General features: G+C 67.3%; 21 protein-coding genes. 7 read left to right on the plus strand and 14 right to left on the minus strand.

All coding sequences use genetic code 11. The features are described 5' to 3' along the window. Positions 1 to 400: alpha/beta fold hydrolase (locus BN4348_RS33755; RefSeq protein WP_142308637.1), on the minus strand; the 400-nt coding region annotated here is incomplete at its 3' end. A 274-nt stretch (positions 401 to 674) separates the two neighbouring features. Here BN4348_RS33755 and BN4348_RS62360 point away from each other — a divergent pair. Next, positions 675 to 827 (plus strand): long chain fatty acid-CoA synthetase Faa4p, encoded by a 153-nt coding sequence (locus BN4348_RS62360; RefSeq protein ID WP_096866097.1) that lies wholly within the window; start codon positions 675 to 677, stop codon positions 825 to 827. A gap of 8 nt (positions 828 to 835) precedes the next feature. On the opposite strand, the gene BN4348_RS33765 is transcribed toward BN4348_RS62360, so the two are convergent. From BN4348_RS33765 to BN4348_RS33780, 4 genes are all read right to left on the minus strand, one after another. Continuing rightward, a complete protein-coding gene (locus BN4348_RS33765) occupies positions 836 to 3,661 on the minus strand; it encodes an MMPL/RND family transporter (protein WP_066909029.1) in 2,826 nt (941 codons plus the stop codon). Beyond that, positions 3,658 to 4,056, minus strand: coding sequence for an MmpS family transport accessory protein (locus tag BN4348_RS33770; protein ID WP_066909032.1), 399 nt, complete (start codon positions 4,054 to 4,056; stop codon positions 3,658 to 3,660). The genes BN4348_RS33765 and BN4348_RS33770 overlap by 4 nt, the downstream gene beginning before the upstream one ends. A gap of 226 nt (positions 4,057 to 4,282) precedes the next feature. After that, a complete protein-coding gene (locus BN4348_RS33775; RefSeq protein ID WP_066909035.1) occupies positions 4,283 to 4,708 on the minus strand; it encodes a hypothetical protein in 426 nt (141 codons plus the stop codon). A 13-nt stretch (positions 4,709 to 4,721) separates the two neighbouring features. Beyond that, positions 4,722 to 5,006 (minus strand): hypothetical protein, encoded by a 285-nt coding sequence (locus BN4348_RS33780; protein ID WP_066909038.1) that lies wholly within the window; start codon positions 5,004 to 5,006, stop codon positions 4,722 to 4,724. Between the two features lie 123 nt (positions 5,007 to 5,129). On the opposite strand from BN4348_RS33780, the gene BN4348_RS33785 reads away from it, so the two are divergent. Further along, positions 5,130 to 6,626 (plus strand): PE family protein, encoded by a 1,497-nt coding sequence (locus BN4348_RS33785; protein WP_084453955.1) that lies wholly within the window; start codon positions 5,130 to 5,132, stop codon positions 6,624 to 6,626. Positions 6,627 to 6,664: 38 nt separating this feature from the next. On the opposite strand, the gene BN4348_RS33790 is transcribed toward BN4348_RS33785, so the two are convergent. Further along, positions 6,665 to 7,384, minus strand: coding sequence for a hypothetical protein (locus tag BN4348_RS33790; RefSeq protein WP_066909044.1), 720 nt, complete (start codon positions 7,382 to 7,384; stop codon positions 6,665 to 6,667). Positions 7,385 to 7,472: 88 nt separating this feature from the next. Between BN4348_RS33790 and BN4348_RS33795 the strand changes: the two genes are divergently transcribed. Continuing rightward, on the plus strand, positions 7,473 to 8,276 hold the full coding sequence (locus BN4348_RS33795; RefSeq protein WP_066909047.1) for an SDR family oxidoreductase: 804 nt from the start codon (positions 7,473 to 7,475) through the stop codon (positions 8,274 to 8,276). 83 nt (positions 8,277 to 8,359) lie between these two features. On the opposite strand, the gene BN4348_RS61080 is transcribed toward BN4348_RS33795, so the two are convergent. The 5 genes from BN4348_RS61080 to BN4348_RS33815 form a co-directional block, all read right to left on the minus strand. Beyond that, entirely contained in the window at positions 8,360 to 8,554 is a 195-nt protein-coding gene (locus BN4348_RS61080; RefSeq protein ID WP_235852638.1) for a hypothetical protein, read from the minus strand. Continuing rightward, positions 8,551 to 9,054 carry an MBL fold metallo-hydrolase gene (locus tag BN4348_RS61085; RefSeq protein WP_235852639.1) on the minus strand — a complete coding sequence of 168 codons (504 nt, stop codon included), beginning with the start codon at positions 9,052 to 9,054 and terminating at the stop codon, positions 8,551 to 8,553. Before BN4348_RS61085 ends, BN4348_RS61080 begins: the two co-directional genes overlap by 4 nt. A 234-nt stretch (positions 9,055 to 9,288) precedes the next feature. Continuing rightward, on the minus strand, positions 9,289 to 9,855 hold the full coding sequence (locus tag BN4348_RS33805; RefSeq protein WP_066909050.1) for a hypothetical protein: 567 nt from the start codon (positions 9,853 to 9,855) through the stop codon (positions 9,289 to 9,291). Between the two features lie 125 nt (positions 9,856 to 9,980). Further along, positions 9,981 to 10,694: a cysteine peptidase family C39 domain-containing protein gene (locus BN4348_RS33810; RefSeq protein WP_066909053.1), complete on the minus strand. Its 714-nt coding sequence runs from the start codon at positions 10,692 to 10,694 to the stop codon at positions 9,981 to 9,983. A 35-nt stretch (positions 10,695 to 10,729) separates the two neighbouring features. Then, positions 10,730 to 11,053: a DMT family transporter gene (locus BN4348_RS33815; protein WP_066909056.1), complete on the minus strand. Its 324-nt coding sequence runs from the start codon at positions 11,051 to 11,053 to the stop codon at positions 10,730 to 10,732. Between the two features lie 139 nt (positions 11,054 to 11,192). Between BN4348_RS33815 and BN4348_RS33820 the strand changes: the two genes are divergently transcribed. Together BN4348_RS33820 and BN4348_RS33825 are read left to right on the plus strand one after the other, a co-directional pair. Then, positions 11,193 to 12,089, plus strand: a complete 897-nt coding sequence (locus BN4348_RS33820; protein WP_066909059.1) for an alpha/beta hydrolase — start codon at positions 11,193 to 11,195, stop codon at positions 12,087 to 12,089. Next, positions 12,086 to 12,514 carry a DoxX family protein gene (locus tag BN4348_RS33825; protein ID WP_066909061.1) on the plus strand — a complete coding sequence of 143 codons (429 nt, stop codon included), beginning with the start codon at positions 12,086 to 12,088 and terminating at the stop codon, positions 12,512 to 12,514. The genes BN4348_RS33820 and BN4348_RS33825 overlap by 4 nt, the downstream gene beginning before the upstream one ends. A 2-nt stretch (positions 12,515 to 12,516) precedes the next feature. Here BN4348_RS33825 and BN4348_RS33830 read toward each other — a convergent pair whose 3' ends face one another. Beyond that, positions 12,517 to 12,762 (minus strand): hypothetical protein, encoded by a 246-nt coding sequence (locus tag BN4348_RS33830; RefSeq protein ID WP_066909064.1) that lies wholly within the window; start codon positions 12,760 to 12,762, stop codon positions 12,517 to 12,519. A 125-nt stretch (positions 12,763 to 12,887) separates the two neighbouring features. On the opposite strand from BN4348_RS33830, the gene BN4348_RS33835 reads away from it, so the two are divergent. Then, positions 12,888 to 13,679 (plus strand): SDR family NAD(P)-dependent oxidoreductase, encoded by a 792-nt coding sequence (locus tag BN4348_RS33835; protein WP_066909067.1) that lies wholly within the window; start codon positions 12,888 to 12,890, stop codon positions 13,677 to 13,679. After that, the gene (locus BN4348_RS33840) at positions 13,680 to 14,639 is read left to right on the plus strand and encodes a phosphotransferase family protein (RefSeq protein WP_066909070.1); all 960 of its coding nucleotides are present in this window, start codon (positions 13,680 to 13,682) and stop codon (positions 14,637 to 14,639) included. 30 nt (positions 14,640 to 14,669) lie between these two features. On the opposite strand, the gene BN4348_RS33845 is transcribed toward BN4348_RS33840, so the two are convergent. Both BN4348_RS33845 and BN4348_RS33850 read right to left on the minus strand, forming a co-directional pair. Further along, the gene (locus BN4348_RS33845; RefSeq protein ID WP_066909073.1) at positions 14,670 to 15,965 is read right to left on the minus strand and encodes an acyl-CoA dehydrogenase family protein; all 1,296 of its coding nucleotides are present in this window, start codon (positions 15,963 to 15,965) and stop codon (positions 14,670 to 14,672) included. Beyond that, the coding region (locus BN4348_RS33850; RefSeq protein WP_142308638.1) for a CoA transferase at positions 15,966 to 16,599 on the minus strand (634 nt) is incomplete at its 5' end. It abuts the gene before it with no gap.

Below are 16,599 nucleotides of genomic sequence, written 5' to 3' on the forward strand. Positions count from 1 at the left end.
GCTCCTCGAGCGTCCCGCCCAGCAGGGCGTCCACCAGTTGCTCACCCTCGTCGGGTGTCTGCCAGACCTGCGCCATGTCGTGCCAGACATAGTCGGGGTGAAAACAACCGAGGATGTCGCTGACCCAGCTGCGCACCAGCTCGGGTCGATGCATCACCACGTTCACCACATGCCCGCCGCCCCAGTCGTGGCCGACGAGGTCGACGGGCTCGCCGACGCTGGCCAGCTCGCCCTCGAGCCAGTCGCGGTAGGCGAGGTAGGTCGCCGGGAAATCGTCGGGCAACGGCGCCCCGAAGCCCGGGGGAGAGAGCCGCACCACGTCGGCCCGCCCGAGCGCGTCGACCAGCGGCCCCCAGATCGCGTCGGCCTCCGGATTGCCATGCACCAAAACGACAGTCACGGCGCCCTCCTATCAGTCGGTCACGTCGGCGCAGCTCGACTCTGCCAGCAGCCGAGCGCCGACGCACAGGCCGATTAGGTTCTGGGCGCTAATCGGACTAGTCTTGCCCGCGGCCCATTTCTGACCCAGGAAAGCAGACATGCCCATTCAGCCCAGTCTGCGGCACCCAAACGCATTGCGCCGCACCCGTACGCGACGTGCGGCTCCCCGAGTGAACTGCCCAACGGTCGGTCAGTGCTTCGACATCGAAGTCGCCCGAGATGCCGGCGGCTGGATGATCCGGATTCCCGAGATCGGTGGCCTCGTCCGCGTCGGTCGTCGGGCCGAGGTGGACGTGGCGGCGCGACAGTGCATCGCGAACCGCACCGGCATCCCGATCGGTTACGTCTCGGTTTTTGTCGCGCGCGAGACCGCCTGCACCACGTGACGGGGGCCTTAACCCTGCGGTAGCGGGCGGGACCGCACCAGTGTCGGCCACCAGAACCACGGCCCGAGGATTCGCAGGATGCACGGCACGACGAACGAACGCACGATCAGCGTGTCGAGCAGCAGGCCGATGCACACGGTCGAACCCACCTGACCGATCGTCCGCAGATCGCTGGTGAGCATCGCCAGCATGGTGAAGGCGAACACCAGGCCGGCGGACGTCACCACGCCACCCGTGCTGCCCAGCGCGCGGATCAGGCCGGTGTGGATCCCGGCGTGCAGTTCCTCTTTGACGCGGATGATCAACAGCAGGTTGTAGTCCGAACCGACCGCCACCAGGATGATGAAGGTCAGCGGCAGTATCAGCCAGTGCAACGGAAGGCCGATGAGGTGCTGCCAGACGAGGATGGAAAGCCCGAACGCTCCGGCGTAGGAGAAGGCCACGGTGCCGGGAATCACCAAGGCGGCCATCAGGCTTCGCGTGAGGACCAACATGATCAGGAAGATCAGCACGAAGGCCGCGATCGCCACGATGAGCAGATCGGACGCGGCGTATTCCTTGATGTCCTTGTTAGTTGATCCCGAGCCGCCGATGTAAACGCGTGCGCCGGCCAGCGAGGTCTCCTTGAGCGCCGTGGTGATGGCGGTGGGGAATTGTTCGACATGCCGTACGCCTTCCGGTCCGTTGGCGTCCCCCTCGTGGGTGACGATGAGCCGGGCGGCCTTGCCGTCCGGCGACATCAGCAGCTGCATGCCCGTCTTGACGTCTTCGTTCTGGAAAGCTTCGTGGGGGATGTAGAAGAAGTCGTCGCTGCGGGACTGGTCGAAGTCCAGCCCGACATTGACCTGGTCGTCGAACGTCTGGGCGGTCTGGGTGGACTGCAGAGACGACTGGCCGTAGCTGCTGACCAAAAGGCCGGCCAAAGACTCCGAGTCGTCGGCCGTGAGTTTCAGCTGCGTGATCACCTGCGGAAGGATCTTGTCGAGTGCCTCGAGGGACGTTTTGGCGTCCGTGATGTCGTCGGCCAGCTTGTCGATGTTGTCGAGCGCGTCGAACAGCGATCTGAACGCCCAGCAAACGGGGATGTCGAAACAGTGCCTCTCCCAATAGAAATAGCTCTTGACCGGGCGGAAGAAATCGTCGACGTTTGAGATTTCCTGATTCATCTCGGCGGTGATTCTCTGCAGATCCTCGACCGTGAGAACCGTCTTGTGCAATTCGTCCGACATGTTCTGGAAATAGACGATCTCTTGCCGCAGGACCTCGACGGAGTGCGTCGTGATCTGCGCCTGCTGGCTCGTGTTGGCGTTTTGCTGCTTGGTGAACGGGAGCTGTTGGCCGCTACCGCTGCCCTGCGTGGTGAACAGGTAGGGGAGGGTGGCGTGTTCCAACGGTCGGCCCAGTGGCCTGGTGATGCTCTGCACCATCGCGACGCCGGGAAGGCGGATGAGGGCCTTGGCCGCCCGGTCCAACGAGATGAAGTCGGCCGAGTTTCGCATGTCGTGATCCGTCTCGATCATCAGCATCTCGGAGAACAGCTTGCTCTTCGGGAAGTGCCGGTCGGCCGCCGTGAAACCCATGTTGGCGGGGGCATTGTGCGGCTGGTATTGACGGTCGTCGTAGTTCTGCCGGTACGTCGGCACGAAGACCGCGCCGAGCAGCACGGCGGCGGAACTGGCCACCAGGATCGGCACCGGCCACCGCACCACGCTCGTCCCGATCCGGCGATACAGATGCGCCTTGGCCGCCCCTCTCGGGTCGAAGAGCCCGAAGAGGCTGCCGACGGTGAGGAACGCCGGGCCGAGCGTCAGCGCCGCCGCGATGTTGAACAGCATGGCGATGGCGACCGCCGGCCCCATGGTGTGGAAGTAGTTCAGACGCGCGAACGTCAGGCAGTAACAGGCCCCCGCGATCGTCAGCCCCGAGCCGAGGATGACGGGTGTGACGCTCTTGTACGCGGTGTAGAACGCCTCCTCCCTGCTCTCGCCGGCCTGCCGCGCCTCGTGATAGCGGCCCATCAAGAAGATGCCGTAATCCGTCCCCGCTCCCAGGGTCAGTGCGACGACGATGTTCACCGCGAACGACGAGAGCTCGATGTACCCCAGATGCCCGAGGGTTGAGATCACCCCCTTCGCGACCAGCATCTCGAACAGGACCCCGGCCAAGGGCACAAACAGGGTGACGATGGACCGGTACACCAGCAGCAACATCCCGATGATGAGGAAGATCGTCACGATCGTGATGTCGTTCAGGCTGGAATTCGCGATGGCCACCGTGTCCGAGGCCAGGGGGGCCGCGCCGCTGACATACACCTTGAGCCCGGGCGGCGGGGTGTCCTTCGCGACGATGTCCCGAACGGCGGCAACGGACTCGTTCGCTTGCATCTGGCCGATATCGCCGGCGAGCCGCAACAGCACGTACGAGGCCTTGCCGTCGAGGCTCTGCGCCCCCGCCGCGGTGATCGGCTTCCCCCACAGATCCATCACGTACTGCACATGCTTGGGGTCTTGCTTGAGCCGGCGCACCAGATCGTCGTAGTACCGATGGTCCGCATCGCCCAACTGCCGGTTGGCTTCGAACACCAGCATGGCCAAGCTGGTCGAGTTCGACTCCTGGAACTTCGCGCCGATGGCCAGCAACGCCCGCTGCGACGGCGCGTAGTGCGGGACCACCGGCCCGGCGAGTTCTTCCGCGACCCTCTCCACCTGCGGCATGAAGGTGTTGGTCGACACGGCGAGAAGGCCCCAGAAGGCGATGATCGGTATCGCGAAGACCCGAACCATCCTGGGGACGAAGGGCCGTCTCGGCCGCTGCTGCGCCGGATGCTCGCTCATGCGGACTTCACCAGGCAGAAGACGTGCGCATCCTGATGGGTGTCGGAGTGTTCGTCGCGGACGACGCCATTCACCAGCATCCGGCAGCCGACCTGACCGCCATGAACCTGCGCCGAGATGCTGCCCGACACCACGGTGAGCGTGGTCGTCTCCGTGTGCGACCACGGCAGGGTCGTGATATCGACCTGGTGCGGATGACCGTCGACGTCGACATAGACGAGCATCCCCCCTTGCCCGACGGCGCCGGTCAACTCGAACGTGAGCCGTTTGAGATTGAACTCCGGGGGCGCTGCCGGGCCATTGACCGTGATAACGGGCGGCGGAGCGGAGAACTGATGCACCTTCCACATGCCCACCGCGCCCACAGCGATCGCGATGACGGCGACCAATGGCATCCAGACCCGCGCCAGGACGGTCCTGCCGACTGAACGAGGGCTCACGCGGTCACCTCTCGGAACTCGGTCGCGACATCGTCTTCTCCGCCCGGCGCCAGCCCCCGGGCCCGTGCAGATAGTAGACGGTCATGTGCCCAATGGACATCGTGCAAAGAGTATCGGTACCGCGGCCGCAACGCGACCGGGGGGCCTGGGGCCTGCCCACGGGCCAGTGACTGGGGTCGCTTCAGGCCATCTTCCGCAGCCGCCGCTTCAGCCGTGCGCTGCGCAGAATCTGGGTGGTGAAATTTATTGACGCCAACATGGGGAAGACCCCGAGAAATGTCCGCTCGGAGGGAGTGGCTCCGTGCAGGTGATAAAGACTGCCGAAGACATAAAAGCAACCCACCGAGAACAACGCGCCGGGAATGCACAACGTCATCAAGGAGCTGCGGTCGGCCGCGATTTGCTTCGCAAAATCCAACTCGTCTCGCGACATGGGTTGGCGTTTGCGCACTTTGGTGAGCACCTTTTTGGCGCTCCCGATTTCTTCCCTGATCGGCGTCGTCGGTCGATCGCCCAGCCGCTTGACGTAGACGCCGGCGACGGCGCCGAACACCAACGCCGACGCGAGGGCGACGATGGTCAGGAAACCAAACAAGGCCGTACTCATCTTCGCGCCCTCCTTACCGCCAGCCCGCCGGCAGGTCGGTGATGTGATTGGGACAGTAGTCCTGGGCGGCCAGGGACATGACATTCCGCGCGTCCTCGGCCGACATCTTGGCCCGCAGCCGCATGAAAGCGTATTCGGCTGGCAGGTAACCCGACTCGGGCCCGGCTGGATCGTCCATCAGCTGGCAGGCCTCCTTCTCCTGGCTGCTGTCGGCTCGCGCCATGCCCGCGCCGATGCCCGAGCCGAACAGCGAGGCCAGTCCAACCAGCCCGCCAGCGGCGATTTTCGTGATCCTCACTGGTGTTCACCTTCACTCGCGCGCCTTGCGGGCCCAGTGTAAAGCTCGGCGCCGGCCGCCCGGCGGGGCCAAGCTTCGTCAAACGGGTCGCAGCCCCGCCGGTCATTGTCGAGAATGGTCCAGATGGCGGTCATGCAGGTTGTTCCTGGGGAGCTGGCGTCGGCCGCGCAGGACGTCGGCAGGATCGGGGCCGCCCTCGAAGGGGCCAGCGCATTCGCGGCGCTGCGAACCAGCAGCGTCCTGCCTGCCGGGGCCGACGAGGTCAGCGCGGCGATCACGCCGCTGTTCCTCCATCAGTCGAGGATCTATCGGGAACTGGCCGCGGAGGCCGACGCGTTCGAGCAGCGGTTCCGCCAACTGCTGGCTGCGGCGGGCGTCGCCTACATCGAGACCGACCAGGCCGCGCAGCAGGCGCTGCGCGACGCGGTCGGCGAGTTGGAATCGCCGCTGATTCCGTTGGCTACGCAGGCCGAGAATCCGGCCCCCACCAACATCCCGCCGCTGATGGTGCCGCAGAACGGCTCGGTGGCGCTGATCGTCGGCGGCACCACGTTCCCCCTGCCCGACGCCAAGTACGCCGGCTCGATCATGGCCAACTTCCTGAACAACCCGACGCTGTCGCCGCTTACCGGGGCGCTGGGGCAGCCGCTCTACACGCCGGAGCAGTTCTGGCCGTTCACCCCGCAGCTCGGAAACCTGACGCTGGGCCAGTCGGTGGCCCACGGCGTGCAGTTGCTCAACACCGCGGTCAACACCGAGCTCGCGGCGGGCAACAACGTCATCGTCTACGGCACCTCGCAAAGTTCGCTGGTCGCGACCAACGAGATCCGCAACCTGATGGCCGTGGCCAATCCGCCCGACCCCGGCAAACTGTCGTTCGTTTTGACCGGGGACCCCGGCAACCCCAATGGAGGGTTCTTCGAACGCTTCCCCGGCCTGTACATCCCACTGTTCGACGTGCTGATGAACGGCGCGACGCCCCCCGATTCGCCATACCCGACTGTGATCTTCACCAACCAGTACGACATGGTGACCAACTTGCCGCAGTACGTGCTCAACCCGGTCAGCGACCTGAACGCGTTCATGGGGTTCGCGCTTTACCACGGGACTCACGACTACGTCGACCTGACACCCGGGCAGATCGCCAACGCGATCCAACTGCCCACCTCGCCCGGTTACACCGGTTCCACCCGCTATTACGAACTGCTGACGCAGAACCTGCCGCTCGTCTCGCCGCTGCGCCTGTACGTGCCGGCGCCCTACGGCAACGCGCTGGCCGACCTGCTGCAGCCGGATCTGCGGGTGATCGTCGACATGGGCTACGGCTCGGGGGAGTACGCCGACATCCCCACCCCCGCCAGCCTGTTCGAGCTGCCGAACCCCTTCACCATCGTGCCGGACCTGGCGCACGGCGCGGTGCAGGGGCCGCAGGCGGCGCTGGTCGACCTCGGGCTGCTGCCGCAGTCGATGATGCCCACCGGCTATCCGTTCGATCCGGCGCTCGACCCCGGCCTGAACTTCCCGCTGCCGCAGTCGCCGGTCACCGGGGTCTCGCTGCTGACCGGGTTCGAGGGCCGGTTGATGCGCGCGTTGGGCCTGATCCCGAGCTGGGATAGCTGAGTTATCCGACTTTGCAGAACGATTCGCCGCCGGCGTTCTCAGGTCAGGTGGACGTCGCTTATGTCGATTGACACCATGAGTTCGTCGGCCAACAGGCGGCCGTCCGCGTCGCAGCGGTATGCCCGGCGCTTTGATGGCAGCTTGATTCGCTGCGCCTCCACGATGTCGTACACGTACTGGATCGCTGCGAACCCGCCGGCGACATCGACACGGTAGTCGTGACGACGTAGCAGAAGGTCACTGCCGAAGTAGAACTCCTGCTCGGTGCTATGGCTGGCGAGCTCGTCCGGGAAGCGCGTCTGCAGCCCAAACCAGCGCTCGCCATGGTCCTCGACTGGGTCGATCTCGCCGACGGTTACACCGGGCAGCGTCATAAAAAACGGGGTGGTCAAATACGTCCACAGCGCGTAGCCGTTGAAATACGCGCGCTGCAAGGGATCCCACGGCGTCTTGAGCTCATGACCGGCGAACGATTCTCGCGGGTTGAACCGTTCGGCGACCACACTGCCGTCAAGCTTTTCGATGGCGACGCGTTGGGGCGTGAAGTCGGTTCTCTGGTCTGCCGCACCGAACGGCTGCACGGAAGCCCATTCACGCTGCAGCGCAACGCTCATCCGTCGCGGCGTGGGATCTTGCGGTTGGCCTTTGATCTCCCATAGCTTGCCGGCGCTGACGATGGTCGCCTCCATCGAGCCGAATCGTCGCCAGCGATCGACCCCTCCGTGCGCCGCGAGCACGGCGTCGAGCAGGTCGGTCACCGTTCGATCATAGGCGGGGTCCAGGAGCGGGAACTTGCTTGCCAACCTGAATTGGAAGGTGTTCTAGTGAGCCGGTGAGGATGTCGCGATGACCCGCCCGAGTCCCTTCCGCGCTGACCTCATGGATGGGCAGGTCGCCTTGGTCACGGGCGGCGCCACCGGTCTCGGCTTGGAAATCGCCCGGGTGCTGGGCGGTCACGGTGCCCAGGTCGCCATCTGCAGCCGCAAGGAAGCCAACCTGCAAGCCGCGGTCGCGGAGTTGCGGGGCGCCGGGATCGAGGCGATCTACGGCCTGTGCGACGTCCGCCGCTACGACGAGGTCACGACTGTCGTCGGGGAAGTGGTGCGAACGTTCGGCCGGCTCGACATCGTCGTCAACAATGCCGCCGGAAACTTCCCGGCGCCGATCAGCGAGCTGAGTCCCAACGGATTCAAGGCGGTGGTCGACATCGACCTACTCGGGACCTTCAACGTGTCCAAGGCGGCCTACGAATGCTGGCTGCGTGAGCACGGCGGCGCCGTGGTGAACGTCAGCGCGGCGACCCAGTACCGCGGCATGGCGCTGCAGGCGCACGTGGTGTCCGCCAAGGCCGGCATCGACGCGCTGACCCGCAGTTGCGCCATCGAATGGGGGCCCGACGGGGTGCGGGTGAATATCGTTGCCCCGGGCGCGATGTCGGGCACCGAGGGGGTGCGCCGGATCACCGGCGACAACCAGCACCGGACCACCCAGAACCCGCTCCGGCGCCCCGGTTCGACCACCGAGGTCGCGCAGGCGGTGCTGTTTTTGGCCAGCGACGCCGCCTCGTACGTCACGGGCGCGACGCTCGTCGTCGACGGAGGTGGCTGGCTGACGGCCAGCGGCGTGCCGGATCTGCCGGGCTACCGCTGACCACCGGCGGCCGACGCGCCCGGTGTTACGCCGCGAAAAGGCGCCGCCCGCAATCGAATCCGGCACCGCCGGCGAGCGATGATTCACCGGTCGGGTTTGAACGTGTAGGTTTCACCGTGCGCGAGGTAGACGAACTGCGCCGTCGTGGCCGAGGCCTGGGCCGCCTTCTTGAAGTCGTCCAGTCCCGAGAGGAATACCGAGAAGTCGTTGTAGTGGATCGGGATGGCGGTGCGGGGTTTGGTGATCTCAACGGCCCGCACCCCCTGCTCGCCGGTCATCGTGACCACCGTGACGAGGAAGGTCGTGCCGCCCGTGTGAATGAGCCCGAGGTCGATGTCAGGATAGCGACGCGGGATATCGGCGAGGGCATCGATGAGCATCGTGTCGCCGGTGATAAGAGCCGGTAGAGACGATCGGTGTTTCGGCCGAAGTCGAGCAGGTGCCCGTTGACGGGCATGAGCAGGTCGTTCACCGCATCGTCCGCGGAATGCTTGCCCGGCATCGCGGTGACGTTCAGCGTCGCCTCACCCTTGCGCACCTTGAGGGATTCCCACGTGTCCAGGGGATAGCCTCGCTCGAAGCCCAGCGCGCTCAGCTTGTCCACCGCGTCGGCGGTCGAGACGATGGGCAGCGTCTTGTCGAGCTCCCGCGCGGCGACGTCATCAAAGTGATCGCCGTGGTAGTGCGACAAGACGATCAGATCTATCGTTGGCAGGTCGGCGATCTGACAAGCCGGCTCGACCTCGCGCCGGGCCCAGATCCCGTGCCCCAGGTACACGTGCTCGCCCTTGTGCAGGAAGGCCGGATCGGTCAGGATCGTCAGCCCACCGAAGCGGGATCAATGTGGTGGCGTTACCGATGAAATACACAGTGCCCTCGGCGAAATCAGCGGTCCCGCCGCCGGGCAACTCCACAGAAGTCATCGTCACGCCGTCCTTCGTCATGGGCCTGGAGACACCGCGGCTTCAGTGTGCTCCAGATCGTGCGGGCGCGATAGGGGACGGCGAGCCGGTCAGGCGATGTAGCCACGGGGCAGCACCGAGAAGTCGACGCACGCCGCGGCCAGCATGTCGCCCAGCTGGGGGGCGGCCGGCGCGCGGAGCTTGAGCATCGCACCGGCGGACGGGGCCTTCAGCGTGGCGATGTTCTGGTTGGACAGCAATTGGATTGCCTCGGTTTCGATGTCGCGCCACCCGGTGTGGACCGTCATCAGGGTGAGGACGCCCAGTTCGTCGCCGGCGGGGGACAGGATCGGGTGATGCCAGGCGCCGTCGGCCTTGGATCCGGTGTGCGGCCGCAGCACCGCCAGGACGGTGCCGCCGGCGTCTTCCAACCGTGCCGCGCCACCGGCCGGGACAATCTTTCCCACGGCGCCCCTCTGATTCGTCACCGTCGTCGTTGCCGCCACCGCCAGCCGGAGTTCGTCGCCCGCCGCGCCGGAAAGCGTGTAGTCGCTTTTCCCGCCGTTCTTGAAGCCGAGCAGGACGCCGACGCCGGCCTTCTGCTGCGCGCGCGCCAATTCGGTGCCGTCCGGGCGGGTGAGCCCGATCCGCAACGCGTTGGAGGCCGCCCTCGTCACTTGCGCGGCGGCGAAGGTCTGGTCGCCAAGAATCGGGATGGCGGAATCCTAGGCCGGGCGTCAATGGCGGTAATCGAGCGCCGCCCGCCCCTCAGCGTGGGGCTCATGCAGCAGCGGGCCCGTCGCTAACCCGTGACGGTCACCTGGTCGTCGCTGGTGGCCCACGATTGCGCGAAGACGTCGATCGGCACCTGTTCGTCGCGGCCCTGCTCGCTGCCGCTGTCGTTGAGGTGCACGACGCCGGCCGTGGTGTCGATGCCGGTCACCACGACGGCGTGGTTGGCCTCGGGCCGGCCGTCGGGGGCCTTGTCCTCGACGGGCTCGCGCCAGATGAGCTCGGAGTTGACCCCGACGATGACCTTGCGGCCCTTGGCCAGGTCCTGCTCGAGTGCGCTCAGCCCGGTGGGGACGCCCGCCTTCGCGGCGCTTGCCTGATCGGTGGACACGGCGTGGATGCCGTAGTGCGCGAGCAGCGCCGGCTCGTCGTCGAACGAGGTGCCGCTGCCGGGCTTGCGCTTGTTCGGCTTGGTGTAGATCGGCCCGGGGTGGACGGTGCTGGGGGTCGATTGGGCCAGCTTGACGATGGCCTGCTCGGAAGGCTGCCGGCCGGTCAGCTCACCGACCACGTCGGAGACCGCCATTTCCACGCAGTCGTCGTCGTATCCCTGGTAGCGCCAGAACGCGGCGGCCGCCGCGGGATTTCCGTACAGCGTGCCCTCGCCGCGCGGTGGGTCCGGGGTGGCGCGCGCGGTGCCCACCGCCAGGACCAAAGCGGCCGCGGCGGCCAGCGTGGCGACGCCCCCGGTCCGGGCCGCCGTGGCGGTGCGGGTGACGATCATGCTGTGAATGTCTGAGCAGGGCGCCCGTTCGTTACCTAATGCGCGCCGACCAGGTTCAAGGTGACCACGCCGGCGATGATCAACGCGACGCCGACGACCTTCCCCACGGACACCGGGGAGCCGAGGAACAGCACCGCGATCAGCACGATCGCGGCGGTCCCGATCGCCGACCACAACGCGTAGGCGACGTCGGTGCGCATGCCGCGCGAGATCGACAACGCCAGCAGCGCGAAGGACGCGGCGTAACCGACCAGACAGGTGACCGTCGGCCACAGCCGGGTGAAACCCTCGGTGCTCTTGAGCAGGCTGGTCGCGACGACCTCGGCGAAAATCGCGCCCAGCAGCAACAGGTAGGTCAACGCGCTAACCCGACGCCGGCTTCTCGGCGTTTTCGGCCTGTTCAGCCATTCCCACTCCCTACCTCGCCGCGCGGTTCACTCTGATCCCAACTATGACGCTACGACGGAAAGGTGCGCCGTGACCGTTTGCCCACGGCCGATGCGCTTCGATGTCAGCGACGTGGTCGGCGAGCGGGCGTCGTTGGCGGCGACCTACTACCCGTCGCGCGGCGCACCGGGTGCCGTACTCGTCTGCCTCCCAGGCGGCACCTACAGCCGCGAATACTGGGACCTCAACATCACCGGCCGCAGCGGCTACAGCTTCGCCGAGTTCGCCACCGAGAACGGCTACAGCGTCGTCACGATCGACCCGTTGGGCACCGGCGAAAGTTCTCGGCCCGCACGCGATTTCGGCTTCGCCGACATCGCCGCCGCGCTCGCGCGGGCCGTATCCGCGCTGCCGGAAGCGACCGGCGAGCACGCACCCGCGCTCGCCGTGGCGCATTCGCTGGGTGCATACCTCGCGATCGTCCAGCAAGCGCTGTATTCCAGCTACGCGGGCCTGGCGGCGCTCGGTTGCACCAATCAGCACGTGGCACCGCTGAACCTCGATCCGGCATTCATCGCCCGGGCGGCAACTGCGCAGGGCCGCGAAGAGCTGGCCCGGCAGATCCTCGCCGCCCTGCCCGAGCCCTATGCCGAGGGTCCGCGCGAGTACCTGCAGGGCTGGTTTCACCTCGCCGACGTCCCCGCCGATGTGGTCGCGGCCGACTGCGTCACGGCAAAGTCGGTGGTGCCGCGGGTGTTCGGTACCGCGATGATCCCCGGCGTCGTCTCCGAATACGCCGCGCGGATCGGCGTTCCGGTGCTCCTCGGCTACGGCGTCGTCGACGTCTCGCCGGACCCCCGCGCGGAGGCGGGCCTGTTTCGCGGCAGCCCCGACATCACCACCGTCGTCCTGCCCGACAGCGCGCACTGCCACAACATGGCGTCGAGCCGCCATCGCCTGTGGCGGCGCGTGCTCGACTGGGCGGCGACCGTAACCTCTGCGCTGTGACGAAAACTCTCGACCGCCGCCTCGGCCAGTTTGCACCGGCTGTGCTGAGCCTTTATCGGTTGATCTACGGCTTGCTCTTCGCCGCGTACGGCTCGACGAGCGCCTTGCGCTGGCCCGTGCGTCCCGGATGGCGCGTCGAGTTCGGAGTCTGGCCCGGGTGGCACGCCGGCCTGCTCGAATTGCTCGCGGGCCTGCTGATCGCGGCCGGGTTGTTCACCCGCGCAGCTGCTTTCCTCGCGTCGGGGGAAATGGCGGTCGCCTACTTTTGGGTGCATCAACCGCGAGCGCTCTGGCCCATTGGTGATCCACCCATGGGCAATGGCGGTGCTTTGGCGATACTCTTCTGCTTCGGTTTCTTCCTGCTGGTCTTCACGGGCGGCGGGAGCTATTCCGTCGACGTCCTACGCGGCAAAGCCGGGGGCTGACGCTACATTTCGCAGTGGGTGTGCGGCGCCGGGTCAAAGCAGGTAACGGTTCCGTACGGACATGCCGGCAGTTCGACGCCGCCGTCGTGCCGCCAGCCCTTCCTGACCAGCTGTCGGGCCAGGTAGCGCGCCCCTGTAATGGCCTTCGCCTTCTCCGGCGCCGGGCAGAGGCGCGGCCGGTCGTACGCGTCGTAGATGTCGAAGGCGAGCGCGTCGATCAGCTCAACGACGGCTGGCGGTGTGCTCATTAGCGGGGGATTCCCCCTCGGGCGACGCGGGAATCCTGGCCGGCCTTCCGCCCGGGCGGTGATAATGGCATTCTCTGTTTGCGAGAAGCCGTTTCCGCGCGGCGAAAGTCCCGAGGAGGTAGACGATGGGCGCAGACCCACGGTGCGACGGGCTGGTTGCCCTCGTCACCGGCAGCAGCCGCGGGCTGGGAAAGGCGATCGCTGTTCGGCTCGCCGCGCGGGGAGCGACGGTGGCGCTGACCGCACGCACGATGGATCCCGATCCCAAGTACCAGGGATCGCTGAGCCAGACCCGCGACGAGATCGTCGCCGCCGGCGGCCGCGCCGTCGCGATTCCCGCGGACCTCGCCCAATCCGAGGAACGCGAACGGCTATTCGCGGAGGTGGTGAGCGCCGTCGGCGCCCCCGACATCCTGGTCAACAACGCCGCGGTCACCTTCCTGCGGCCGCTCGACGGGTTCCCGGACCGGCGGGCCCGGCTGATGATCGAGATGCACGTGCTGGGGCCGCTGCACCTGTGCCAGTTGGCGATTCCCGCGATGCGCGACCGCGGGCGGGGCTGGATCCTGAACCTGACGTCGGTGGGCGGCGACCTGCCGCCCGGACCGCCGTTCTCCGAATTCGACCGGACAGCGGGCTTCGGCATCTACGGAACGGCCAAGGCCGCGCTCAACCGGCTCACCAAAAGCCTTGCCGCCGAACTCTACGACGACGGCATCGCGGTCAACGCCGCCGCTCCGTCCAACCCCGTGGCGACCCCCGGGGCCGGCACCCTGGACCTGGCCAAGACCGACACCGAGGACATCGAACTGATCACCGAGACCGCCCTCCGGCTGTGCACGTGCGATCCCAAGGTCATGACCGGGCGCATCGCGCACACCCAGCCCTTCCTGGCCGAGGTCGGCTGGGCCGGCTGAATGCCCGAGCTGGATCTCGAGGAGCTGCGCCGCCGGCTCGCGGCCGCGGACGTTGTCGGCCTGGCCCCGCTCGCCGGCGGCGCGTCCAGCCTCACGTTCTCAGGTGAGCGCGACGGCCGGGCGGTGGTGATCAAGGTGGCCCCGCCCGGCGTCGCACCCGTCGCGCACCGCGACGTGCTGCGGCAGGCGCGAATCATGAAAGCGCTTGCCAAGACGCAGGTTCCGGTGCCGGAGGTGATGTGGGAGGATCCGGGCAACCCGCCCGATGCCCCGCCGCTGTTCGTGATGTCCCACGTCGACGGCGACTGCGTGGAACCGCTTTTCGACGGCTGCCCGCCCGGGGCCGATCTGGCCGCGCGCTACCGCGCTGCGTGCCGGGCCATGGCCGCCCTGCACGGGCTGTCGCCGCACGGCCTTGGCCTGGCCGGCGAACCCGGCACCGATCCGGTTGCCGAGGTCCAGCGCTGGTGCGACACGCTGCAGACCGTCGACACGGCGCTGGTACCGGGCTGGCGCGATGTGCGCGATGCGCTACTGGCTTGCGCGCCAGCGGCTATGGGTTCCAGCGTCGTACACGGCGACTTTCGGCTGGGTAACCTGATGGCAGTCGGGTCCCGGATCACCGCCGTGATCGATTGGGAAATCTGGTCGATCGGCGATCCGCGCTTCGATGCGGGCTGGTTCCTGATCAACTGCGACCCGGACACCTATCGGCGCGTCCCGGTCCCCGCCGGCGCGACGCCCCCGATCAGCGAACTCGCAGAGGTCTACCAGCGCGAGTTGGGTTGTGAGGTAGGCGATTTGGACTGGTTTCGCGCGCTGGCGTGCTTCAAGTCGGCGGCGACGTGGTCGCTGATCGTCAAGCACAACCGCCGACGGCGCGCACCACGGGCCGAATGGGAAGCCATGGCGCCCGCCCTGCCGCGGTTGCTCGACCGGGCGCGGTCGATGCTGGCCTAGCGGTGGATCAGCTCGGCCTGGTGGGCGCGGCTACCCGCGGGGGATGCCGGCCAGCCGGTCGGCGAACTTGGCCTCGGCGGCCGCGCGCAGCCGCAACAGGTGCTCGGAGGGAAACAGGTCCGGCGCGGGAGGGCGGTCTTTGAGCAACAGGCGCGCCAGCGTCACCTTGTGCACTTCGGTGGGGCCGTCGGCGAGGCCGAGCACGAACGACTCCACCAGGTACTGCACGAAGGGCATCTCGTGGGTGGTGCCCAGCGACCCGTGCAGCTGCAGCGCCCGCGACGACACGTCGTGCAGCACCTTCTGCATCATCGCCTTCACCGCCGAGATGTCGGCCCGCACCGCCTTGTAGTCGTTGAATTGGTCGATCTTCCAGGCGGTTTGCAGGGTCAGCAGCCGGAAGGCCTCGATCTCCATCCACGAGTCGGCGACCATCTCCTGGACCAGTTGCTTGTTGGCCAGCACCTCGCCCTGGGTGTAACGCGACACCGCCCGCTCACAGATCATGTCGAAGATGCGCCGGACCAACCCGACCGTTCGCATGGCGTGGTGAATTCGCCCGCCGCCCAAGCGGGTTTGGGCCACGACGAAGGCCCCGCCGCGCGGGCCCAGCATGTGGTCGGCGGGCACCCGGACGTTCTCGTAGCGGACGTACCCTTCGCGCCCACCGCCCCGCGGCTGGTATCCCAGGCCGACATCGCGCAGCACGTTGATGCCGGGGGTGTCGCCCGGCACGACGAACATCGAGTAGCGCTGATACGGCGGCGCCTCGGGGTCGGTCATCGCCATCACGATGATGAACGACGCCATCGAGGCGAACGAGGAAAACCACTTCTCCCCGTTGATGATCCAGTGATTGCCGTCGGGCACCGCGGTGGTGCGGAACACCTTCGGGTCGGCGCCGCCCTGCGGCTCGGTCATCGAGAAGCAGGAGACGATGCGGTTGTCCAGCAACGGCTCGAGGTAGCGCGCCTTGAGTTCGGGCGTGCCGTAGTGGGCGAGGATTTCGCTGTTGCCCGAATCGGGGGCCTGTGAGCCGAAGACGATCGGCGCGCACTCCGAGCGGCCCAGGATCTCGTTGAGCAGAGCCAGCTTCACCTGGCCGTAGCCCGGGCCGCCGAGGTGTGGCCCGAGGTGGGTGGCCCACAGGCCGCGTTCCTTCACGATCTCCTGCAGCGGCGGAATCAGGGCCTGCCGCACCGGGTCGCCCAGGTCGTGAGATTCCTTGACAATCAGGTCGATCGGTTCGCACTCGCCGCGCACGAACTCCTCGACCCATTCCAGTTGTTCGGCCCACTGCGGGTCGGTGGAGAAGTCCCACGACATTTATCGTCCCCTCTTGCTCTGTGCCACCACGCCGGAGTCCACGAGTTCGGCGATGGCTTTGGTGTCCAGTCCCATTTCGCGCAGCAGCACGCCCGTATGGTCGCCCGGCAGCGCGGGACCCGACGGCGCCGCGGGCCGGCTGCGCGAGAAGCGGGGCGCGGGTGCGGGTTGCGTGACACCGTCGACCTCGATGAAGGCCCGCCGCGCGGCGGCGTGGGGATGCCGGGGCGCCTCGTTCAGTGAAAGCACCGGCGTCGCACAGCATCCCGGCGAATCGAGGATGCGCTCCCACTCGTCGCGGGTCCTCTCGGCGAAGCGCGCGGCCAACTCGGCCCGGTGGGTGGCCCACGTCGCCGGCCGGTCGTCATCCTGGGGCACGTCGACGCCGAGGTGATCGCACAGTTCGGCGTAGAACTTTCGTTCCATCGCGCCGACGGCGACGTGGCCGCCGTCGGCCGTGGCGTAGGTGCCGTAGAAGTGGGCCGCGCCGTCGAGCAGATTGTCCTCGCGGCGGTCGCGCCAGGTGCCAGCGGCGACCATCCCGAAGTACGGCGCCATCAGCGTCGCGGCGCCGTCGACCATCGCCACGTCGAGCACCTGACCCGCCCCCGACTGGCGGGCCTCGAGGATCGCG

It is taken from the genome of Mycobacterium interjectum, assembly GCF_900078675.2.
GTDB classification, from domain to species: Bacteria; Actinomycetota; Actinomycetes; order Mycobacteriales; family Mycobacteriaceae; genus Mycobacterium; species Mycobacterium interjectum.

Excerpts from the sequence above, each read along its gene's own strand:
- BN4348_RS33775 (WP_066909035.1), bottom strand. The coding sequence starts at position 4,708 with ATGAGTACGGCCTTGTTTGGTTTCCTGACCATCGTCGCCCTCGCGTCG.
- BN4348_RS33810 (WP_066909053.1), bottom strand. The coding sequence starts at position 10,694 with ATGATCGTCACCCGCACCGCCACGGCGGCCCGGACCGGGGGCGTCGCC.
- BN4348_RS33795 (WP_066909047.1), top strand. The coding sequence starts at position 7,473 with ATGACCCGCCCGAGTCCCTTCCGCGCTGACCTCATGGATGGGCAGGTC.
- BN4348_RS33835 (WP_066909067.1), top strand. The coding sequence starts at position 12,888 with ATGGGCGCAGACCCACGGTGCGACGGGCTGGTTGCCCTCGTCACCGGC.
- BN4348_RS33785 (WP_084453955.1), top strand. The coding sequence starts at position 5,130 with ATGGCGGTCATGCAGGTTGTTCCTGGGGAGCTGGCGTCGGCCGCGCAG.
- BN4348_RS33765 (WP_066909029.1), bottom strand. The coding sequence starts at position 3,661 with ATGAGCGAGCATCCGGCGCAGCAGCGGCCGAGACGGCCCTTCGTCCCC.
- BN4348_RS61080 (WP_235852638.1), bottom strand. The coding sequence starts at position 8,554 with ATGACCGGCGAGCAGGGGGTGCGGGCCGTTGAGATCACCAAACCCCGC.
- BN4348_RS62360 (WP_096866097.1), top strand. The coding sequence starts at position 675 with ATGATCCGGATTCCCGAGATCGGTGGCCTCGTCCGCGTCGGTCGTCGG.
- BN4348_RS33840 (WP_066909070.1), top strand. The coding sequence starts at position 13,680 with ATGCCCGAGCTGGATCTCGAGGAGCTGCGCCGCCGGCTCGCGGCCGCG.
- BN4348_RS33845 (WP_066909073.1), bottom strand. The coding sequence starts at position 15,965 with ATGTCGTGGGACTTCTCCACCGACCCGCAGTGGGCCGAACAACTGGAA.
- BN4348_RS33830 (WP_066909064.1), bottom strand. The coding sequence starts at position 12,762 with ATGAGCACACCGCCAGCCGTCGTTGAGCTGATCGACGCGCTCGCCTTC.
- BN4348_RS33820 (WP_066909059.1), top strand. The coding sequence starts at position 11,193 with ATGCGCTTCGATGTCAGCGACGTGGTCGGCGAGCGGGCGTCGTTGGCG.
- BN4348_RS33770 (WP_066909032.1), bottom strand. The coding sequence starts at position 4,056 with ATGCCATTGGTCGCCGTCATCGCGATCGCTGTGGGCGCGGTGGGCATG.